Below are 22,808 nucleotides of genomic sequence, written 5' to 3' on the forward strand. Positions count from 1 at the left end.
TTAAACAAGCGGGATAAATAGCATAGGATTCGAAGCAGATTTTTCGATATAGTCTACCCATTTGACCATCATCTCATAATTTTCCTTCAATACGCGTACATCGCCATAATTATTGTAGAGTACCCAAGGAACAATGATGCAAGCGTCTCCCCAACCGGCGGAAGAATCGGTCGACATCAGGTCGGCGAGTAGCGCATATCCCTTCAGATAAGGTACAACAATCGGCACCTGTCCGTCTTCCCTCTGCTCGACAGCGGCATTACGCAACCAGCGAGTAAGGAAAGCATTGACATCCATATTGAAGCATGCCGTCGGAGCGAACACTTGAATGTCGCCTGTCCATCCCGCGCGTTCTCGTTGGGGGCAATCCGTCGGGATAGAAAGCATGTTTCCTCGTTGGCTCCATTGAATATTGGTCTGCAGCCGATTGATGCGTTCATCCGAGCATACGAAATCTCCCGTCAACCCTAGATCGGACGAAAGCACAATACCGATAAAATCATTCACGTCAATTTTACCCGGATAGCCGGCTACTTTGACATAGCGGAAGCCATGGAAGGTGAAGCGCGGTTCGTAGACCTCATCATCCGCTCCTTTAAGCACATAAATATCCTTCTGATCTTTAAATCTGCCTATAATATTGTTCAAAAAGTTGCCCTGCTCGTCCAAAACCTCGCTGTGTTCAAGCGTAATGATTGTGCCTGCGGTTCCACGAACTCGCATGCGTACTCTTCCGGCAATAACTTGTCCGAAATCGACAATCGTTTCGCCCTTGGGCGTAATTAGCAGACGGATTGGCTTGACATTCATGATAACCCTAACCGGTTCTCCGTAAGCTGCAATCAAAGAACTTCGGTCATGCTGCACTTCGTGGACAGCGATCCAGCAGCTGTCATCATAGGCAGGCAAGCTCCAATCCTGTTTCTCCAGACGCGCATCATATCTCTCGCCAATGAAGAGATCAGAATATACTAGCGGTCCTGTTGAGGAAACGAACTGTTTATCCGTGATGACGGTTTGTCTACTTCCATCCTCATATTCAATTTCCATTTGCATGAGCAGTGCTTGTCGGTCGCCGTACTGGCAGTTATCGCCCATCAGGCCCACTCTTCCCGCATACCAACCATCTGCCAGTATCGCCCCGATCACATTGACTCCTGTGGTTAGCAGCTCAGTTACATCATAGGTCTGATATTGCAAGTAGCGGTCGTAAGCGGTCATTTCAGGGGCTAATTCCTGATCGCCGACGCGTTTCCCGTTAAGCTCTAACTCATAAATACCATGGGCTGTGGCATATATGCGCGCACGTCTAATTCCCTCCCCTGTCGAAAAGCGTTTGCGAAGCATCTGACAAGGATGGAGATTTTCATAGATGGTCGGCACTAAGCCCTTGGCCCTATCGTAGAAATTCATCGGCTGTTCTTCGATAACCGACCGCTGCTCCGGCTCGATCCATTTGGCCTCCCAGTCTGCCGGGCTTAGCAATCCCATTTCCCAATAAGCCGCTTCACTCCATGACGAGACATCTCCTCGTTCGTCCCATACGCGTACCATCCAATAATAACGATGTCTGGAAAGCAGAATGGGGCCGTCATACTCGTAATTAACAGAACTGTCGGACTCAACCTTTCCTGTATCCCATAAGGTCCCGGTAGCGTTGAAGATACTAATCTGGTATCCCGTTTGCCATACGTTCCTCCGTGATGCATGCAAAACCCAACTGAAACGGGGAGAAACGATGTCTATGCCGATCGGGTTATTCATATACTCGCATCTTAAATTTCCGACTTCCACTTCACGTGATAATGTCATTGTGCAACCTCCCATATCGTGTCTGATTTATGTTGTTGAGACATTAAGGTTGTTTGGGGTTCCATTCAATTATAATAAAGTCGCTGCTAGGAGGGCTTCCGGTTATTTTGACCGAATAGGGGGGATAAATTTCCTTTGGGGTTGTCACACTTGGGAAAAACGACAAAAAAGGCAAACCCTATTCCGGCTGCCCTTTGATTCAATGAACATTATTTTTATAATCGGTTGGTGAAAACCCCGTATACTTTTTGAAACATTGACTGAAATATTGCGGATTGCTATACCCAACTTTCTCAGCAACCTCATAAGATTTCAAGCCGCTTATCCGGAGCATTTCGATAGCTGCTTTCATGCGGCTTTGCAGCAAAAAGTCACTGAATGTTATATTTTTTTCTTTCTTGAAAAGAATGCTCAAGTAGGTCGGACTGATATGTACATAACGAGCAACGTCCTGAAGCGAGAGCCCTTCCATGCCAAAGTTGTTCTCTATATAATCAATTGCTTTATGTACCATACTTTGAGTTTGAATCTCGCGTTGACGGTTCGAAATGTCCATGAAACGGGCCGTCAATTGACGAATCGAATCGAAGATGTCCTGAACGGTTTGGAATCGTTCTAACTCACTGTAATACGAGTAAAAGGACTCTAGACTATCCTTAAACTTCGCATTACGTTTCACGATTTCTTCCAACTCTTTGAACATAAGTAGACTAATTTCAATGCCGATCAGGCGGACCTGCACGAGAGAGACGAATTTAATTTCAAGCACTCTTTGTTCAATGTTATCTAGAATGGCATGAGCTTCTTTTTTGAGCCCTAATTTTACTTTCATGACAAATTCGTTCTCTAATCCGTTTAATATGATTTCTGTCGAACTAGTGGGAGGAAGACCGGTGTCTCCTACAGTTAACACCCTATTGGTTCCAATCATATGCCGGAACTCAATAGCCGCCTTCGCGTCGCGATAAGATCGCGATACGTCACCGGGATTGTCATAGATGAAACCGATACCGACTGTCACCGTCGTTTTCAGAAATTTTTCTACATTCGCTCGAATCGTCTCTGCTATTTGTATCGAGATCTGTTCAATCAGGTCCTGCTTCCCTTCCCCATAATAAATAATGACAATTTCCCCATCATCGGAATCAAAAACGATTCCCTCATATTCGCTTAAAACCGTTTCCTCAGCAACGTTCAAGATACAGTATTTTAACATTTCTTTGCCAAAACGATTCTGATAATCAGGGTAGCTGTAATCGTCTGCTTTTAATAAGATAACCACATATTTGGCCTTAGGAAGGTTGAAATTGAGAAATTCGCTATGGGAACGGATGTCATCATCGGACAACTTTTCTTTAATCATTTTCCCGAAAAATCTTTGACGCAACAGCGGCATGCCTTCTATGACTTTCCGCTTCATTTCGTTTTCATATTCAAGCTCGGCCATTGCCCTTTTCGCCGTATCCAAAAGCAGTTGATTATCAACAGGCTTTAATAAATAATCGAAAACCTTTAGTTTCAGCGCCCGATGCGCAAGCTCAAACTCATCAAAGCTGGTCAACATAATAATTTTAATATGCGGAAATTTTTCTTTCACAGCTTCCGTCAATTGGAATCCATCCATATAAGGCATGCGGATATCAGTGATCAAGAGGTCCGGTTGCATTGCCTTTATTAAGCTCAAGCCTTCTTCACCATCTCTAGCGGAACCAACGAGTGTAAATCCATGTTGTTCCCATGGGATCGTGAGTGACAGCCCTTTTCGAATAATGCTGTCGTCATCGACAATTATCACTTTATTCATCCAATCTACCCCCTTTCTGTGTTATCTATAAACCGGGATTTTGACCGTTACAATGATACCGCCACCAAGTCTATTTTCGTACATAAGCCCATAAGATGGCCCATAGTTCAGCTTAAGCCGCTTATTTACATTACCGATGCCAAAGCCTAATACACTGTCGCAATCCGCTTCCTCATTTAAACAGAGATTAATTGCTTTCAACTCTTCTTCCGACATGCCGTTGCCGCTATCCTCCACATACAATCTTACCTCCTGATTGACGAAATGCCCCCAAATGCGTATCAAACCTTGTCCCCGGCTTTGCTTCATGCCATGATAGATGGCATTTTCAACCAGTGGCTGCAACGTCAGCTTAACAATATTACATGGCATAACATCATCTTCAATATCCACTTCATAAATAAAATCTTCGCCATATCGCATCTGCTGAATGTATAAATAATTCCGGATATGCTCGATTTCCAAGGAAATAGGAATGATCTCACTCCCTTTATTTATACTAATTCTATAAAAGCTAGATAAAGCAGACACCATTTTACTGGCATCTTTATTTTCTCCCATTTCACAAAGCTGCTTAATCGAAAATAATGTATTGTACAGAAAATGCGGTTTAATCTGTGACTGCAGCACAGCCAGCTCCGCTAATCTTTTTTTCTCCTGTTCGTCCTTAACTTGCATTAACAAATTTTTGATTCTAAGCATCATTCCTGAATGCCTCTGCTTAGTACGCCAATTTCATTGGAAGGTACCTTAGTGTAAAAAATGGCCAGGTTTCCCTCTTCAATCCGATTCACTTTATGTGTCAAATTAGTTAGAGGCTTTGTAATGATATGGGCAATCATATTTGAAAGAAAAGTAGCAAAAATAATGACTAACAGCATCACGGTAACGATTACCCATCCGATGGAGTTCACTTTGTTGAAAAGCTCAACTTCCGGCACAATAGCAGCGACCTTCCATTTATTTAAGCTTAGCGTATCGTATACAATCAACATTTTTTCACCGTTTTTACTCTTAATATTAAATTGTCCTGAAGGTTTTTCCATTGCCATTAGTTTGTTTTGTAAAACTGTTTCATCGATTTGGTATCGCTTTTCTATATTTTTAAAACTCATAACCTCATCGTCGCTCACAACGCACAGGTATCCATTGGTACTGATCTTGGCATTATTCAATAAATCGCTAAAAAAGCGGCTCTTCAAATTCATCATGAAAATGCCCTTTGTTTGCGATTTATCTTTACCAAACATGCGGTAGGCACTGACCACCTGAGGTGTATTTAAGACATCTTCATCATGTATATTAAGCCATTTAATTACCGAGAGGCGCTCGCTGTCTAATTTAGAATTGTAATCATTCAAGGAAATATCAACGCTTGAGGTTAATGAATTATGCTTGTACATAGATACTCGTCCTTCATTGTAATAAAACAAAACAGAGTCCAGCATCGAGTAACGTTCAAAATAAGAATCTAATGCCTTATTCATAAAAATGTAATCCTCAGGTTCTAGAGATGCATAAGGATCATCCGTCCGATTCATAATGGAAATCCATTCAGATTTATTTTCCAAGCCTATTAACTCCACAATAAAAGCCGTTAATTTATCGCTTAATATGCTTTTTGTTTGGGCTATTGTGTCGTTCAAGTTGGTGTACGCATTTTCTTTCAACTGTTCAGACGCCAGAATAAAAGAGATCGTCCCTGTGACTAGTACAAACACAATGATGATTGGGATAAAGAGCCAAATGATCGTCGATTTTAATGAACGAAATACCGGCAATGAGATCTCCCTCTTTTCATTACAACATTTGGGGAGAGCGAATAATCGCTCACCCCAAATGTTGAAAGTAACTTTATTTATTTCTTCAAAGATGCGTCATAGTCTGCTTTTGCTTTCTCCATCGAAGTTGCCCAGCCTTTAAGGAAGTCGTCAACACTCATTTTACCGGTAAGTACTCTTTGGAAATCCGGCTCGAGTTGTTGCGTCGTAATCTTCGTATAATCCGGCAGATGGAAAGGAAGTTTCAGCGCAACGGTATCCTTGTCAGCAAGCACTTCTGCGCCTTGTTGTATATGCTGCGTGTTTTTCACGTAATCGCTCTTGAGCGCATCGGTGTTGGTTGGCATTTGACCAATATTTTGGTTCCAATAGGTTTGGCTGTCAGCATTCATCAGGAAGCTTAAGAATTTCCAAGCTTCCTGTGGATGCTTAGAATTTTTAAACATAACTAATCCATTTGCAACTGGAACGACAACTCTTTTGCCATTAGCGGCTTTCGGTGGAATAACACCTGCAAATTTGTCTTTTCCTAGATTGGTTACGTGATCATTGAAGGAACCAAAATTATGTTGAATCATAGCAGAAGTTCCCGTATCAAACGTAGCGTTCATTTCTTTATTGCTGTTTGTCACGTCACTTACAGGGGTATTCTTTTTATACAGTGCCGCGTATTTGTTCAAAAACTCAGCAATTTTCGGATCTCTTACCGTAGCCTTGCCATCAGGCGTAAAATACTCTGTGATACCGGAATACGCATAAATCATAGAAGTAAGCTGATTGATACTTCCGGAACCTCCACGAATGCTGAAACCGTAACGGTTATTTTTGATATCCGTCAGTTTCTCCGTATTGGTGAAGAAATCATCCCAAGTTGTAGGCGCTTTCAATCCAGCATCCTTTACCCAATCTGTGCGATACCACAGAATGTCCAGAAACATCGTATGCGGGAGATAATAAAGCTTATTGTTCGCAGATAAGCCTCTGTCGAACTCCACCATATTTGTAGCGATTTTATCTTTATCGCTCCAATCCTTGAAATAGGGATCGAGCTCCTGCACAGCTCCTTTCGCCACAAAATCGGATAACCATACCATATTAATACCCGCTACATCGGGCGTGTCGTTAGCAGCAATGGATACATCATACTTTTGCTTGGCACCGCTTGCCGGGATTCCCACATATTCAACTTCGATGTTTGGATTCTTGGTTTGAAAACGCTTAATAAGTTCTTCATAAAAAGGAGTTCGGTTTGGTCCAGGGTTCTCATCCCAGAAGGTAAGTTTTACTTTTTCTGCTGGTTTGGAGGGTTGAGTTGATGTCGTTGTAGTTGGCGTTACAGTTGGTGCTGTTGTTCCATTCGTAGTTGAACCTCCGCCATTGCCGCATCCTGTTAGGGTCAACGATACGGCCGAGCCAATTACCATTAACATTTTAAGACCCTTTTTGTACATGTTAACATCTCCTTTTATAATATCAATATATGCTAAATCTCTTTTCAAATAAAGCCTTGAAGAGAGAATTAGTTTAACATGACTAACCTTTTACTGCTCCTGCACTGATGCCTTGCACTAAAAATTTTTGAACATAGGCGAACAAGATTGCGGCTGGCAGTAAAGCAATTACACTTCCTGCGGCTAATGCGCCATATTGAATGTCATATTCACCCTGCATGTACCGAAGCCCCACTGGAAGTGTGAAGAGCGCCTTTTTGCTAATGAGCATGAGTGCAAACAGAAATTCGTTCCAGGAACCGATAAATGTATAAACCATGGTCGCCACAATACCTGGCACAAGGATCGGAAAAATGACTAAGAATACGGATTTCAATCGACTGCATCCATCAACCATAGCCGCTTCTTCAAGCTGCTCAGGAATGTTAGTAATAAAACCGCTCATCAATATAGCATTGAAAGGAAGTTGAAACGTACTGTTAATAATGACCAGTGCCAATAAATTGCTAGTCAGATGCAAACTTCTGAAAATCTCGAACATCGGAATAAGAAGCATCGCTCCCGGAATAAATTGGGTGCATAACAACAACAGCATGAAAAGCTTTTTGCCTTTGAATTTAAATCGGCTGATTGCGTAGCCTACCAGGATGGAGCAAACTAGCACAATGAGTACAGTCAAGGCCGCAACAATTAAGCTATTGACGAAATATTTGGAGAAACCTACATTATTCCATGCGATCAGAAAGTTTTTAAACGTTGCGGGCATCGGCAAGTACTTGATCGGAAGCTTGGTAATATCGCTTTCTCTCTTAAATGCGGTGACGAGCGCCCAAAATAATGGAAATAATGTGAATACCATCGCCAGCAGCATCGGTACATATAATAAAAATGTTCTTTCCATTAACCTAGAAAGGATTGGAGTTGGTTTCATACTTTGCGCGTTTTTCATGCTTACTCTTCCTTCCCGTATCCGCTTAATTTTAAGTAAAACACTGCAAACAGCAACAGAATGATAAAGCCAATTACTGTTAACGCCGAGCCGTAACCAAAGTCTTGCGCGACAATTGCTTGTTTGACGATGTACATCGGAAGTGTTGTCGTTAAATCAATAGGTCCGCCTGTACCATTCGTCATAACAAATATTAAATCAACATTATTGAATTCCCAGACAGCTCTCAGCAGAGTTGTTAATATAATTGTTGTTTTTAAATACGGGAGCGTAATATGAAGGAAGGATTTCCATCTCCCTGCTCCATCTACCACTGCTGATTCATACAAATCACCTGGGATCGTTTGCAAGCCGGCGAGCAATGCGATGGTGAAAAAAGGGATGCCTCTCCATAATTCAGCTGTTACTATGGCAGGAAATGCCGTGTGTATTTCAGAAAGCCATGCAATTTTATGATTAATAATACCTAGCTTCATTAATAAATCGTTGAGCGGTCCTATTTGTTCGTTAAATAGGATTTGCCACAAGGTCGAGGTTACAACCCCGGATATGGCCCAAGGCAGAATGGCTGCCGATCTGAATAGTCCGCGAAATTTAAAGGCTTGATTCAACATGAGGGCAATTCCTAATCCGAAAAAGAGCTGCAGCGCGACCTCTACGAATACCCATTTAGCCGAAACCCACAATGTTGAAAAAAACAACTTATCCGATGTGAAGATAGCTTTAAAATTATCGAGCCCAATAAATCCATTCTCGTAAGCTTTCGTGGGATTAAACTTTTGAAAGCTGAAATAAAATACATTCCCAACCGGGTAGAACAGAAAGACGATAATCAAGACAATCGCCGGCGCGATCAAGATGTAAGGCAACCACTGAATGCGCTGCTTCTGTTTTTTTACAATCGTCCGGTTTATAACGTTAGATTGATTTGTACTCACTGGGTTTCCTCCGCTTCAAGTCTTTTGAGTTTCAATTGAATCCGTTTCTATATTCCAATTGTAGGGCAGATATGCTCTGTGGAGAATCAAATATCATTATCAGAATGTTTAAGATTATTAACAGATAAATGAACTATAGATGTTCCATAAGTTTGTATAAATAAAAAATAGTGGAACGGGAAATATCCCCGTTCCACTATTTTTTATATTGCCGACAAACCGATTTAGTTTATTTTCGTTAGGCCAATGAAGTCGAAGGATGGACCATTAGCGATAGCCGAAACCGTGAATGTAAAAGTGTGACTGCCTTGAGTCAAAGTAGTATTGCCGACATTTGTTAAGTACATCCCTTGTACATTCGAATTTGCTACTGTCTCATCTACCGAGCCTACTACATTGGATACAGTGTCCACCGTGAGCTGCATACTAGTTCTATTCGTATTACTTTTCTTAGAACCGAATAGTACAGTGTACGTACCAGCCGTTGGAATGTTAATAGTAAAGCTGAGGGTTTGACTAACAACGAGCGTTTTTTCGGTAATTCTTGTAATCCGTTGATTCTGTTTCTGTTTTAGCTTATGCTTCATAGTGAATGCTTCTTTTCGTATGTGGGTTTTTGTTCGGCCAGAACATTTCCCAGTATACTAGAGGCGCTTTTTTCATTCAAAGCTCAAATTACTTTATTACAGGAATGGCTCCTTGTTAGATCTACAGTATTGGATATTTTACCATATTCTTCTCGATTTGGGGAGGACGAGATTACAGATATGCTTTCGAGATTATGAAAAGGACGCCTCAATTAGAGACGTCCTTTTCGAAGTACTTGTAACTGATGTTTTTTTGTTCGCAATTACTAATCAACCCGTATGGCTAATAGTATTAATTAGTTTTAGTGAGGGCAATAAAGTCGAAGGATTGGCCACTTGCAGAACCCGCAACTTTGAACCTGAACATGTGGCTGCCTGCGGTCAAATTAACGCTCCCAATATTTGTTGAGTACATTCCTTGGTTTGCGGTTACCTCATTTACCGCACTACCCACATTGGTTCCATCAACAGATAGTTGCATCGTATTTCTACCGGAATTACTTTTCTTTGAACCGAAAAGCACATTATAGGTACCGGCTACGGAAACGTTAATCTGGAACTCGATGTATTGATTTGCTGCAGTAAAATTCACCTGCAAATGTGAATTGTTTACCGCACTATTTCGGTCATGATTACCAGCCGTATCATCATTCCCCATGTTTATAGTGTTACTATTGGATGTAGTAATAGTAATATCTGGGTTAGCTGCGTATAGGTCATGTACTACGTCCACTAAGTTGATGGTATAAAATGACGGGCTTGACAAGCCATCCTGGGGAGTTACCTTCAACAGATCCCCTGTTTGAAGAAGAGCATTGCCGGTCTTAACAGCGTAGACTGCATCCATTACGGAATACGACTGGTTCGTTGCGTCAGACGATTCAATCTCAGCCAAAAGATTTGCTGCGGTTATGCCGGTATAAGCAAGAATTGTTCGATCTGAATTATATAATGTTGCGACATGAGGATGTGATGCTGTTTTTACTTGAGCATACGTACTTGATGCTGAAGCTGCAATTGCAATCGTATAAGTGGCAGTTGTCGTGCCGTCTGCCGCTTTAACGACTAACTTATCCCCATTCACTGCGTTCCCGGTAGTCTTTGCAGTTCCGGTAGCATTTGTAGTTGAATACGTTTGAATCGTTCCGTCTGTCGATTTCAACTGACCTGCTATAGTTGTAATAACTGTAGTGGTTCCTGACGTCGCAATTCTACGGTCTGCGTTATTTACAACAATGACTGTAGTATTGCCTGTATTCAGTTGCAAGTTCGTAGTAGGGAAAGCGATCAAATAATCCTTGTGCGCTACCCCGTCAGCTGCCGTAACCTTCAGAATATCACCTGTTACAAGTACATCAGTAGATACTTTAGGCGTGTTCCCTGAATCAGTAACAACGTAATTCTGCGGAGATACATCCGTGGAAACGATTTGTGTCAACAAATCTGCAACGGTCGCACCTGCTACGATGACAACGGATGCTGCATTAACAGCGTACAATTTCGCATGAGACGAATTCAAGGCAATACTCGTATTGTTGCTAAGCGCCCGTGCGACATCGATCGTATAAGGGACATTAGTTGTTCCATCAGCCGCCGTTACGACCAGTTGATCTCCGGTAACAAGCGCACCCGTTGGTTTTGATGTGTTGCCAGCATCCTTGATGGAATAACCTTGAGTCGATCCGTCAGTCGAGACGACTTGAGTTGTGACATGTGCTACCGTTGTATTGGAAGTTACATTCACGGTTTTGCCGCATTATCAACTGCCGTCACATTCGGATGAATTGTTGCCATTTGAATGTTGGTGTTTGTGCTTGGTGAAACGTTGATGTTATAAGTTACTGTCGTCGATTTGTCAGACGCAGTAACGACCAACTTATCTCCGTTAACGAGCGTTCCTGCACCTTTCAGAGCGTTGCTTGAATCCTTAACGACATAAGTCTGCGTTGAGCTATCCGTAGCGCTAATTTGAGCTGTAAGTTGGGCTACGATAGTCCCGTATACAGTTGTAACCGTATGGGCTGCCGTATCGACTGCCGTCACATTAGGATGCGTAGCATTTAGTTGAATGTCCGTATTGCTGGATCCTGTTGCAGGTGTTGTTAATTCAAATTTAATATAGTCGATGACGACAACGCCTGTGGTCGTAACTACGAATCTCACTGGATACGTACCTGCAGTAGCGAAAGTTACTTGACCGAGATCAACTGGAATAAACAGATTTGCTGTAGCATTCATCTCATTGACCGGCGAACCTGTCGCCACTCCATTGACATAAGGCTGAACCGTAGCTCTTCCAGAATTACTAGTCTTATATTGGAAAGATGCGTTATAGGTTCCTGCTGGGACGAGCACGTCGAATTCAATCCATTCACCAACAGCACTTGAACTTGTTTGTAAATAAGTGATTCCATTTGTTGCTGAAGTTGATAGTGTTGTAACTCCGCTGCTTTTCTTCACTTTAGATAATACATCTGCAGCTTTAAGCAGCACGATATCAGTCGGTTCAGGATTCGGTACAGTAATCGCATACTTCTTCGTTGTTGTCCCGTCCTCCGCAGTGACGACCAAGATATCTCCTGTCTCTAGTATTTGACTTGCAATCTTTGCAGCATTACTCGAATCCGTTACAGAATAATTCTGTGTCGTACCATTGGTGGATTCGATTTGGTTCAATAGATTGGAAACAAGTGAACCGATTAATATTGTTACCGAATTAGCTTTTGTATCAATAGCCGTTACATTAGGATGTCCGCTTGCAACCACTTGAATTGCAGTATTACGGATATCTACAACAATTTGATAATCCCTCTTCGTTGTCCCGTTCTGAGCGGTGACGACTAAGATATCTCCTGTAACAAGTATTTGATCTGCGTTCTTAGCGGCATTAATCGAATTCGTTACAGAATACGTCTGTGTCGTACCATTGCTGGACTGGATTTGGCTCAAAAGATCGGAAACAAGTGAATTGCCTTTTAACGTTACCGAATTGGCCGATGTATCCACCGAAATTACATTCGGATGGCTTGAAAGCATTTGAATTGCAGTACTTGTGACATCCACTACTAAGGTATTCGGATAAGTCTGTTTGGTTGGCACAGTTACATTGTTCACGGCCGCAAGTGAAGTAAGCCCATTGCCCCATGTATCCTTGTAGTAAGAAGAATTCTTAATTGTAATATTACTTGAATTCCTGAGCTGTATGACATTTGGATTACCAGTCCGCTGACCATTTTCATATTATCAATGGTGGCATCTTGAACATCATCCAACACGATGGCATATCGATCATCATTTTTCTCGAAATTTGTTGTGACATTGGTGAAAGTAAGGCCTTTCACATGTTTTGCCCAGAAGCCATAGGATGGTTGTTCCCCGATGTCGCCGATGTTGTACTTCCCTACACCCATCTCTGGAGGACTAATTTCTGAATCAGCAAAACTATTTCCACCTTTGACTAAAACAGCAACATTTTCAAAGTGTAAATTCTCAATATAGCCGATGTTGCGTCCGTCCGGAAGAGTCGGTCCGCCATCGCCGACCTTATAACCTGCAATGATTGGCGATGCCTTTGTCGTAGAAACTCCGCTATATGGAACCCATCTCTTGGATGGATTACTATATTGACTTCCTTGATAAACCTCTTCAATATTAACATCTTTGATGTTTACATTTCTTACATATCCGATATTTACATTTGTGCTTAACAGTTCGTCTCTCTGTTTACCATTTTCCATCCATTTCATTCTTTTAGCGTCGCCGCCGATCACACGTCCCCTATTGGAAATTGAAATAAAGAAAGGTGCCCGAGTGCGTCTCATTTCTGACTTATGGTGTACTGTACCTGTGTAACCATAATTCAAATAAATATTCTCGACATGACCGCCATCATTCGTAGAAATTGAAAATCCGGCTTTATTCCCTGCCAGTACATAAATATTATCCACATAGGCGTTCTTAATATCGTCTACGGTTTCACTACCGATTTGGAACAGGTTGCAGTTGGTGTCGCCGATAATGTTACGAACCCAAAAATCAGTTGCAGGTTTTGTAAAGCCTAGTGAAGAGTCGCTGCCCGGCTTTACAATATCATCGGAAGTACCTTTGGCATAGATGTTTTTCGCATAAACATGGCTGGTCTGCATGTAATCAAAGACATCTCTGGCGCTGCCGCTTGCATCCTTGCCATAATAAAAGTCGTGCGTGTTGACATAATCCGAACCGGTTGCCAGCATAGCAAAATGGCCCGCTTTATCCACTCTGAGCATATTGCTGATGTCTGTTTGCTTTACTTCATTTGTGCCATCAGCATTAATGCTTTTAATATAATAGGGTTCGTCAGTGGTAGGTGAACTTGTCTCTTGATACCACAGGTCAAGTCCGTTATCCAAACCGCCAAATTCAACGTTCGTACACAACTTTACCGTAAGCATCTTATCTGAACGACTGCCTGCAGCATTATTCATGACATTGTCACTGGTCGTCAGATTATTATTGCCTGTAATTCTGCCATTACCTATAATCTTGATATTATCTAATCTTTCACCAAAGAACATAGTGTTTCTAAAATAAGTATGACCTACATCTTGCTTGGTCATGTAATTTTCAGGATTTCTGTATGGCCCCGTGTCCGTTGCGGATGTACCAGCGCGATATGCTAAATCTGAGAAATAAGCTGACTCCGGAGCATCGCCGCCTTTTAAAGCAGAGATGGTCGCATCATTTTTGACATACAGGTATACATTACTTTGCAGATGAACGGTTCTCACATTAAATGTGCCACCTTCAAACAGCAGGGTACCGCCGCCTAAAGAATTCAGATACAAAATGGCATTATCAATGGCTTGCGTGTCATCAGCTGAACCATTACCTTTTGCACCCATAAGCCTAGCGTTGAATTTACCTGTATAAAATTTGGCAAAATTAGAGTCTCCCTTATTCTCGCCGCCAGTAATTGCAAGCTTAAAGAAATACTCTGTATCCGGAGTAAGGTTAGCAACCTCCACTTCATTGCTTGTTGCACCAACTACAGCACTACTGGCTGTCCAAGTTACTCCCTTATCCGTTGATTGCATCAAGTTAATGGAAGTGGCATTCTTAGCAGCACTCCAACTGAACTTTGCCTTTGTATAAGTGTCAGCGGTTTCCTTATAAGTAAGGCTCTTATCCAAAACTCGATTAAAGTTGCTTACTGTATTTACTACATTTAATCTAACTGCGCCCGAGGGGCTTGTTAATACTTCCGGCTCAGCTGTCTTGTAGGAAGCTTCAAAATCATAGCTGCCTGCGCCTATCGTCACATTTTCAAAGGTAATTTGAAGGTCTGCTCCATTGGCCGGTCTTAAATCAAGTCCTTTAAATGTGATGACCTGGCTTCTGTCACTATTGTCAACAATTGCAACTGTACCCACCTGTGGGAATCGGTATCCTGCACCCGTTCTGCCTACAGATTGTGTCGCAAGTCCGGAAAGCTTTACATCACCTCTGCCAATGACATTAACCTTTGTGTTATCCATCGTCGAATGGATACCATTCGGAACCTTGAGTACAACCTCTGCTGCTGGACTTCTCATCCCTGCAAAGAAATTCAAAACGACGTTTGATGCAGTATTTGCAGTCATTTCGCTATTTACTAGCTGCAAGTCACCCCTTAACGCGCCTTTGATAACATTTACCTTATAATCGTGAGAATCTGGTCCTGAGCTGACAGTTAAAACGTCATCCTGTACTAATGAAGAAGACACGTTTTTAGCCGTCCCGCTTGAACTCTTGACTGCATAGGTCTGAACAGCAGAAGTCTTAGAAGTAATTTGATTGAATAGTTCCCCCACTGTTTTTAATGTCAATGTGGTAAGACCATCAGCAGGTGTATCGGGTGTATCGACTGTGTAAATATATGTGTTGCCTGATGTAATATTTATTGAATTACCTGTTATTTCACTAACATAGTTATAAGCAAGGTCTTTCAATTGGATGTCCGTATTACTCACACTAGTTCCCGCCGGTACAACTACCGCAATGCTTCCTGTACTTGCTTTAGAATTATCGGAAGTTCTTGTTACTTCCAATACAAGATTCACCGTTGTTTGTGCTGTTGGAGGAACAATCGTTCCATTGAGTGCAACAACACTTGTATCGCTTGATGTCTTGATCGCTACGGTAAATCCTGCTGGCACAGTTGGCAGTGCTAACTCAGCAGCATCCTTCGCTGGTGCTGCAATCGTCGTAATAGTCCCTGCAACTTCTGCCGCTGTTTGTTGGACTACGGATTTCGCAGGTACCACCACCGCAATGCTTACGGTGCTTGCTTTAGAACTATCGGATGTTCTTGTTACTTCCAATACAAGATTCACCGTTGTTTGTGCTGTTGGAGGAACAATCGTTCCATTAAGTGCAATAACACTTGTATCGCTTGATGTATTGATCGCTACGGTAAATCCTGCTGGCACAGTCGGCAGCGTTAACTCAGCAGCGTCATTCGCTGGAGCTGCAATCGTCGTAATTGTCGCCGCAACTTCTGCCGCTGTCTTGCTTATGGGTTGACTTCCGTCAGACGACGTTCCTCCGGATGAACCTCCTCCAGATGGTGTTCGTGCAGACACATCCGTTTTCACGCCATCCGCTACGGAGACATGTGCCGGCTTCGATTCTATTTTTACGCCGTCCGCATTGATTATAGCGTTTTCAATATTGCCCGTCCCTTTAACCTCCGCCTGTGCATCCGCTTTGAAGTTCGTCACAGTTGCTTTCTCACCCATTTGTACGATCGTACCTGCAGCCAATTTTTGAATATCGACATTGACCACATTCCCGCCCATAAGTTCAACAGACGTCTTAGACTGGATGTTTAATTGATTCACGTTTCCGCCGCTAACCTTCACACTTGAACCGACCGCACTCTCCTTCACGTCGATTTTATCGACGGAACCGTCTATCACCTGGACAGTCACACCGGGGACTTCAACCGAAACGCTGGTAAAGTTGCCGTCCAATTTAATCTCTTGATCTGCAGACAAAGACCCAACAACTTGGACATTTCCAAAGCCTTTACCGTTATTATTTTCTGTTTCCAGCTTTGCACCAGATTTCAGCTGAACATTGGGGATATCTGTTTGACCTTGTAAGACAATACGCACTTTGCCATCCTGTTTGAGAACCATTAATTGACCTTCAAGCGTTGATTTATTGATGACGATACTATGCTCGCCGCCTCCACGCACAATGGTTCGACCTTTGACTATTACATTCTCCATGGACATATTACCGTCGCCCAAACCCTGTGTCATGTATAAGTCGCCTGCAATGACCATATTTTTTAAATGTACATCTTTTGTATTAATCATCAAATTAGTAGAGATATTGCCTGAATACGTATCCGCTGCGTTTTTCAATTCTCCAACCATGCTATCTATCATTTTGATAAATTCTGCTCTCGTGATAGAAGCCAGTGGATCAAAAGCGCCATTTTCCCGCCCCGACACATATCCGCCTTCAAGCAAGGCATTGATAGCTCCCTTGCTCCAGCTTGCTATACTGCCTGCATCGGTGAAACGATCGGAAGCTTTTTTATCCTTAGCTTGCAGATCGAATGCCTGAGAAAGAATAACTGCTGCCTCCTGCCGACTGATCGAGGCATCCGGCCTGAAATTGCCCTTCTCATCGCCGGTCACAATCCCCGCCGCCACAGCTTTCGAGACGTCCTCTGCATACCAAGCGTTAGATGCAACATCAGGGAAGGAACGATTCACTTTATCCGTATACCCAAATACCCGGTTCACTAAGGAGACAAACTCAGCTCTGGAAACTGAAGCATTAGGTTTGAACGTCCCATCTGCATAACCTTTAACAATACCCTTTTGAGACCATCGATTGATCTCCTTGTTCGCCCAGTGATTAGCAGTGTCTACGAATGCCAATGCACTTACAATAGTGTCAGCATTGACCGCTGCTGTCGCTGGCTCTGCTGCTGCAACCGCACCTACGGTTGCTGTAGAAAATAACATGGATAGGATTTGGATTCTCGCAAGCGCTTTCTTGGTGTTCTGAAGCATTTGGTATCCCCCTTTGATGTAATAATCCTATTATAAAGAGAAGCACCTGCTTAGAGTGTTTAATATTTTAATAGAATTGTTTAAGATCTTTTCAAATTGCTCTGTTCCTCCTACTTGAGATATTGTCCCTATTTCCCTGTGAGCGTGCAGAAAAACCTTCGTTTACGTGTTATAAACGAAGGTTCTTTCATATGGTGATCATCTCTTGTATTCGTTAAATCAGCCCATACTTCACCCGCACGAGCGGCACCTACGAACATACGTTTCATTTCTTCATCACTATTCAATATGCCATTCAAAAAATTGCATCATCGTGTGATTACGTTCCATTCGTTAGGCTCCTTTCGATCATGCTACAACCTGCAATCCGTTGGGGATGAAGCTGAGACAGGTGTAGACACATCATTAATACGTTTAAAAACTATGTATATGGGATAAAAGGATAATAATCTTCTATTCTATTAATAAACGTTTTCTGAAACACTGAATCTTACTTCTATAAACTAATAGTTAAACATTCATAGTTATGTTAACCTTAATAAGCAGCACTGAAATTGGCAGAATTTTACTAACTATACGATTATCTCGTTAATTTGGTCTTTTGACGATGACCTGGGGATTTCAATAAAAATACGAAAAGGGAGAGTGTGCTATGTCCATGAATAGCAAATTTGCGAAGTTTTTTTTCACGCTATTAACATTCTTGATAATTCTTGCGATTATTTTTATGACATCCAAAATTAGTTTTGTCTTTAAACCCATATTTTTAATATTTAATATTTTAATTATTCCATTTATGTTAGCGGGATTTTTTTACTATCTTCTACGCCCGCTCGTGAATTATTTTGAGATAAGAAAAATTCATAAAACCGTTTCCATAATCCTCATTTATATTGTTCTCTCCGCAATTGCCGTTATCTTTGTCATTATTATCTGGCCGCATCTGCAAACACAAATTGAAAATTTTATTAAAAGCGCTCCGCAACTGATTAAAGGATTTCAGGTTCAAATCAATAAGATACAGGAATCACGACTTGTTTCCATGTTTGTCAGCAAGGATTCTGATATTTCCGCTAAATTATCCGAGTATTTAAATGCTGCGATTACTACCGCCTCAAATTATGTTTCAAATGTACTCTCGATCATTACTAACTTTGTGATTGTCATTGCAACAGCACCGATTATTCTTTATTACTTATTAAAAGAAAGCTCGCATATACCTGAGTCTATTCTTCATCTTATTCCAAAACGTTATCGTAAAGATGGAAAAGAGGTTATTGCGGAGGTTGATGCCGCTTTAAGCGGTTTTATAGTAGGACGTGTGATTATTACATGCTTGCTTGGTGTCCTATTATATATCGGTTTTATGATTATTGGCTTGCCTTATGCTTTACTTCTAGCTGTCATTGCCACGGTGCTCAATATTATTCCTTATATCGGACAGTTCCTCGGTGCTATTCCTTGTTTAATTGTTGCGTTTATTGATGCTCCCTCTATGATTATTTGGGTAATTATCGTAACGGTCATTGCTCAACAAATTGAGAGCAGTTTTCTATCGCCGCACATTTACGGCAAACGCTTGGATATCCATCCATTGACAACTATTATTCTATTACTGGTGGCCGGTGACATTGCAGGGATTTTAGGCGTTATTCTAGCTATCCCCGCTTACATGGTTGTAAAGATTATCTTAGTGAGAATATATCGCTTATTCTTAGCAGATAAAATCGAAGAGCTGATAGAATGATTCAGCGATCGCATCTCTCCCATTTGAGCGTATCTTCATCTATGGGAGTCCTAGCTTTATTCTTTTTTCAATAAAAAAAGGCTGCCAGTAACGGCAGCTAAACGACAATAATATGTGTGTTCGACTTATTTGTCTAAGAATTCTCCGAGCCTCGGAAGTTCCTCATTCCAATTGGCTGGTTTGGTGCCTTTTGCAAATAATCGACGGGTAAATGATCGCCGCGGGCAGTAAATTGTTACAACAGGACGGGTTGACCTTCTTGAAGAGACTTATACCCAGCTAGCGCGACAATCGCCGAATGCCATCCATCTTCGCCAGAGATGGGAACAGCTTCGCCTCTGAGAAGCGCATGCACAAAATCTTGGATCATGTACGCATCCATATCATCCCCCCAATAGTCCCATACACCTTTACCGATTGTGCTGCTGTAGAGCTCGTTCTTTTGGGCGAGTCCGTCAACTGAAATGACGCCTTTGGTACCGACGATTTCCATAGTCACATCTCCCCACGTCGGGAACGGAGCTCTCCTTGACCAACTCGTATCCAGCACCCCGAATACGCCATTTGCTAATTTCACATGAATCATACCTGCATCCTCCACAGCCAGATTCTCTTGAAACAAAGCCGCTGCATATGCATAGACTTCCTTCACCTCAGAACCCGTGAACCAATTTATGAGATCCATGACATGCACCGTATGGTCCAATAAAGCGCCGCCCCCAGAAAGCTTGGGATCAACGAACCATCCACCTGGGTAGCTGCCCCGGTTTGTACCTTTGATGGCGACAATTTGGCCAATATCTCCGCGATCGACCGCTTCCTTGGCTTGTATCACGGCCGCCAGGTATCGGCACGGAAATGCCGTCATTAACTGTACATTGTTTTCTCGGCATGCGTGATCATATGCTGCATATCGTCAGCGGTTATGCCGAGCGGTTTTTCGCAAAGCACATGCTTTCCTCTTTTCGCCGCCTCGATGGTAATCTCGGCATGATACACATTTTCTGAACAAATGATAACAGCATCCATATCTGAAGCTAGCAATTGCCGATAGTCTTCGTAATAAGGCAGTTGATACTGATTTATGAGAGAATCCACACGACTTTTAACCCGATCAGCAATCCCTACTATCTCTACTTCAGGTAAAGAAAGCAGCGCATGGAAATAAGAAAATGCATGTCCGTGTGCAAAGCTAATCATGCCGACTTTAAGTTTTTTCATGTATTCTTCCTCCTAATAGATCTGATTTTGTTCTTCATGAAAGGCTTAGTGGCAGGTGAACGGCTTTCCCCGTCTTCACGCTTTCACGTGCGGCCAGCGCCAGTTCCAACGCTTGATAAGCATCTCTCGCGGAAACAATAGCTTCCGTTCCTTCACGAATGCTCGCGATGAAATGCCGAAGCTCCAACTCATAGGGGCTTTGGAATCCTGGGCTTTCCGGCACCGTTACGAAAGCACTTGCTTCTGAGGCCGATGAAACCTTATGAATTTGCAGGGAGCTGCTTTTCATACTGTTCGCCATTACAATACCTTCGCTTCCCGCAATCTCCGCTTTCGTCTGAAACGGTCCGGGAAACCCCCAGTTTGCTTCCACATTGGCAACGGCACCCGTTTTGAACTGGAGCGTGACCAGCGCATAATCCAACTGATCATCACTGCGGTTTAATGCGTAAACGGTTTTGACCTCGCCGAGCGTCCATCTCAGAAAGTCCAGGTCGTGAATCATCAGATCCACAATAACACCGCCGCTTTTTTCAAGATCGTTGTACCAGGCTTTCGTTTTCCCAGGGTGACCGCCAATGCGACTGGCATGGGCGACGCAAGCCCTGCCTAATTTCCCACTGTCCAAAGATCGTTTCATACCCACATAATCCGGGAAAAAGCGAACGACGTGTCCGACGAACAGGCGAACATTGTTTTCATCACAACAGCGAATCATCTGATCCGCATCCTCCAGACTAAGGGCGATCGGCTTCTCGCAAATGACGTGTTTTCCCGCCTTAGCCGCCTGGAGCGTATATGTTTTATGCAAAAAACTTGGAAGTGCTATGCTGATTACATCAAATTCGGCCTCTTCCAGCATCTTCTCGAAGGAACTATAAGCGAGAGCCCCTGTTTCCTCGGATAATTCAAGGGCCAGTTCCAATTGCTGGTCACAAACACCCGTCAACTCCACGTCCTTCATCTTCGCATACATGTTGGCATGGACACGTCCTAACCCACCGCAACCTAATACAGCTACTTTCATAGTTCCATCTCCTTCACTTGATATATACGTGCGCTTAGGAAAATGATACAGTCGAGAAAGACGCAAGTATATGCGGCAATTCATCAGATTTGTATCCATATTCGTCCTAAAAAAATTGAGAGGTTGTTACTGTGGAAATATTTCAAGAACCAATCCCTTATCAGAATCCTCAATTATGCATAAAAGTATGGAAATTTACGCATATGGGTTCCGAGTCAGACGATCTCGTGCGGTGGCACTATCATAAAGAAGTGGAGTTTATCCTTGTTTTGGATGGTATCCATTGCATGAATACACCAACGCAAGCTTATGTATTAAAGCCGGGTGAAGTCATCGTCATTGGTTCCTCTCAGCTTCATAGACCACTGACCATTGCCGGACAGTCCGCAACTTTCCTGGTCCTTCACATTGATCTACAACCGTACTTCGACCCTGCAATGATGCACTATACAAGACACTTCATGGAAGTGTTGAACCCACTTGAAGAATTGAACTACATCTTTCGTAAGTTTCCGCATGTGCAGCTTGAGGTCGGTACAATTCTACTCCGCATACATGAGGAAGTGATGCAGAAAAAGAAAGGTTACGAAATCGCAGTCAGCATGCACATCAAGCATTTGCTTCTAATCCTGCTGCGCAATGACGACCAGGAGCTTCTGCTCGCGCATGAGTATGTCGATGCGGACGTTTTTCGTCCAGTTTCCGCCTACATTGAGGAGCACCTTGATGAAAAAATTAATATGGCGGATGTTAGCAAAATCGTAGGAATGAGCTATGCGTATTTCTCTAAATATTTTAAGAAGAAGGTTGGCATCTCTTTCACTGATTTCGTCAACCGGAAGCGAATCGCCAAAGCGGAGAGAATGATCGCTATCGGCAATAAGAACGTAACGGATATTGCCATAGCAGTGGGCATTGAAAACATGGCACATTTCTACGAGCTGTTTAAGCGGTTTAGCGGCTGTACCCCAAGGCAGTATAAGCAGAAAATGCGGGGCGGTGAAGGACGGGAAGCAGGTTATGATTACGTATAAGATAAAAACAGGGCTGTTCTCAACATCATCTTGCGACGATTTTGAGAACAGCCCTGTCTTTACAAGGAGTTAAACAATCTCTTTACGGTTATGAATGCTTGTTGTTTCGTGTAAACAGAATTAAGGTTAAAAGAAGTTGTTGACCGAGTGTGCTATGATGGTTAAGTTGACGCCAAAGAACCACATATTTGTGGTTCTTCTTTTTACTGAACTGAAAACAACATGGTTGCTGCTTGTAAACCGTGCAACGCGGGACCGGGTATTTTATCTGCCTCAAAGCCTTAAAATTTCGCCTAAGTTCCATAATGACCTGGAATTCCGTATGAATTTAATTTTTCCTTCGCTCGTCCCAAGAGCCCGAATTTCAGCATCGTCTGTATTGTCGGTGGTCGGGGCACATATCATC

Annotated in this window: 15 protein-coding genes and 1 pseudogene; 2 read left to right on the forward strand and 14 right to left on the reverse strand. The window is 42.5% G+C overall.

Annotated features, from left to right (window positions below):
* From FU659_RS08220 to FU659_RS35250, 12 genes are all read right to left on the reverse strand, one after another.
* Positions 1-1,812 (reverse strand): family 78 glycoside hydrolase catalytic domain, encoded by a 1,812-nt coding sequence (locus FU659_RS08220; protein WP_187273991.1) that lies wholly within the window; start codon positions 1,810-1,812, stop codon positions 1-3.
* Between the two features lie 199 nt (positions 1,813-2,011).
* A complete protein-coding gene (locus FU659_RS08225; RefSeq protein WP_147947123.1) occupies positions 2,012-3,616 on the reverse strand; it encodes a response regulator in 1,605 nt (534 codons plus the stop codon).
* A gap of 21 nt (positions 3,617-3,637) precedes the next feature.
* The gene (locus FU659_RS08230) at positions 3,638-4,321 is read right to left on the reverse strand and encodes a sensor histidine kinase (protein WP_147947124.1); all 684 of its coding nucleotides are present in this window, start codon (positions 4,319-4,321) and stop codon (positions 3,638-3,640) included.
* Positions 4,318-5,286, reverse strand: coding sequence for a sensor histidine kinase (locus FU659_RS08235; protein ID WP_147947125.1), 969 nt, complete (start codon positions 5,284-5,286; stop codon positions 4,318-4,320). The genes FU659_RS08230 and FU659_RS08235 overlap by 4 nt, the downstream gene beginning before the upstream one ends.
* A 188-nt stretch (positions 5,287-5,474) precedes the next feature.
* Positions 5,475-6,848: an ABC transporter substrate-binding protein gene (locus FU659_RS08240; protein WP_147947126.1), complete on the reverse strand. Its 1,374-nt coding sequence runs from the start codon at positions 6,846-6,848 to the stop codon at positions 5,475-5,477.
* Positions 6,849-6,930: 82 nt separating this feature from the next.
* On the reverse strand, positions 6,931-7,797 hold the full coding sequence (locus FU659_RS08245) for a carbohydrate ABC transporter permease (protein ID WP_261807687.1): 867 nt from the start codon (positions 7,795-7,797) through the stop codon (positions 6,931-6,933).
* A 2-nt stretch (positions 7,798-7,799) separates the two neighbouring features.
* Complete coding sequence (locus FU659_RS08250) at positions 7,800-8,735, reverse strand: carbohydrate ABC transporter permease (protein ID WP_147947127.1); 936 nt, start codon at positions 8,733-8,735, stop codon at positions 7,800-7,802.
* A gap of 224 nt (positions 8,736-8,959) precedes the next feature.
* On the reverse strand, positions 8,960-9,322 hold the full coding sequence (locus tag FU659_RS08255; RefSeq protein ID WP_147947128.1) for a carbohydrate-binding protein: 363 nt from the start codon (positions 9,320-9,322) through the stop codon (positions 8,960-8,962).
* A gap of 292 nt (positions 9,323-9,614) precedes the next feature.
* On the reverse strand, positions 9,615-11,066 hold the full coding sequence (locus tag FU659_RS08260) for a carbohydrate-binding protein (RefSeq protein ID WP_147947129.1): 1,452 nt from the start codon (positions 11,064-11,066) through the stop codon (positions 9,615-9,617).
* On the reverse strand, positions 11,063-12,436 hold the full coding sequence (locus FU659_RS08265; protein ID WP_147947130.1) for a carbohydrate-binding protein: 1,374 nt from the start codon (positions 12,434-12,436) through the stop codon (positions 11,063-11,065). Before FU659_RS08265 ends, FU659_RS08260 begins: the two co-directional genes overlap by 4 nt.
* Complete coding sequence (locus tag FU659_RS08270) at positions 12,433-17,373, reverse strand: S-layer homology domain-containing protein (protein WP_147947131.1); 4,941 nt, start codon at positions 17,371-17,373, stop codon at positions 12,433-12,435. The genes FU659_RS08265 and FU659_RS08270 overlap by 4 nt, the downstream gene beginning before the upstream one ends.
* Positions 17,374-17,501: 128 nt before the next feature.
* Positions 17,502-17,660: a hypothetical protein gene (locus FU659_RS35250; protein ID WP_222708504.1), complete on the reverse strand. Its 159-nt coding sequence runs from the start codon at positions 17,658-17,660 to the stop codon at positions 17,502-17,504.
* Between the two features lie 365 nt (positions 17,661-18,025).
* Here FU659_RS35250 and FU659_RS08275 point away from each other — a divergent pair, with 365 nt between their 5' ends.
* Entirely contained in the window at positions 18,026-19,120 is a 1,095-nt protein-coding gene (locus FU659_RS08275) for an AI-2E family transporter (RefSeq protein WP_147947132.1), read from the forward strand.
* A gap of 235 nt (positions 19,121-19,355) precedes the next feature.
* On the opposite strand, the pseudogene FU659_RS08280 reads toward FU659_RS08275, so the two are convergent.
* Together FU659_RS08280 and FU659_RS08285 are read right to left on the reverse strand one after the other, a co-directional pair.
* Positions 19,356-20,341: pseudogene (locus tag FU659_RS08280) on the reverse strand (Gfo/Idh/MocA family protein).
* A 34-nt stretch (positions 20,342-20,375) separates the two neighbouring features.
* On the reverse strand, positions 20,376-21,368 hold the full coding sequence (locus tag FU659_RS08285; protein WP_147947133.1) for a Gfo/Idh/MocA family protein: 993 nt from the start codon (positions 21,366-21,368) through the stop codon (positions 20,376-20,378).
* A gap of 131 nt (positions 21,369-21,499) precedes the next feature.
* Here FU659_RS08285 and FU659_RS08290 point away from each other — a divergent pair, with 131 nt between their 5' ends.
* Entirely contained in the window at positions 21,500-22,402 is a 903-nt protein-coding gene (locus FU659_RS08290; RefSeq protein ID WP_147947134.1) for a helix-turn-helix domain-containing protein, read from the forward strand.
* Positions 22,403-22,808 lie beyond the last annotated feature (406 nt).

Source organism: Paenibacillus sp. N3.4 (assembly GCF_008017805.1).
GTDB lineage: Bacteria > Bacillota > Bacilli > Paenibacillales > NBRC-103111 > Paenibacillus_E.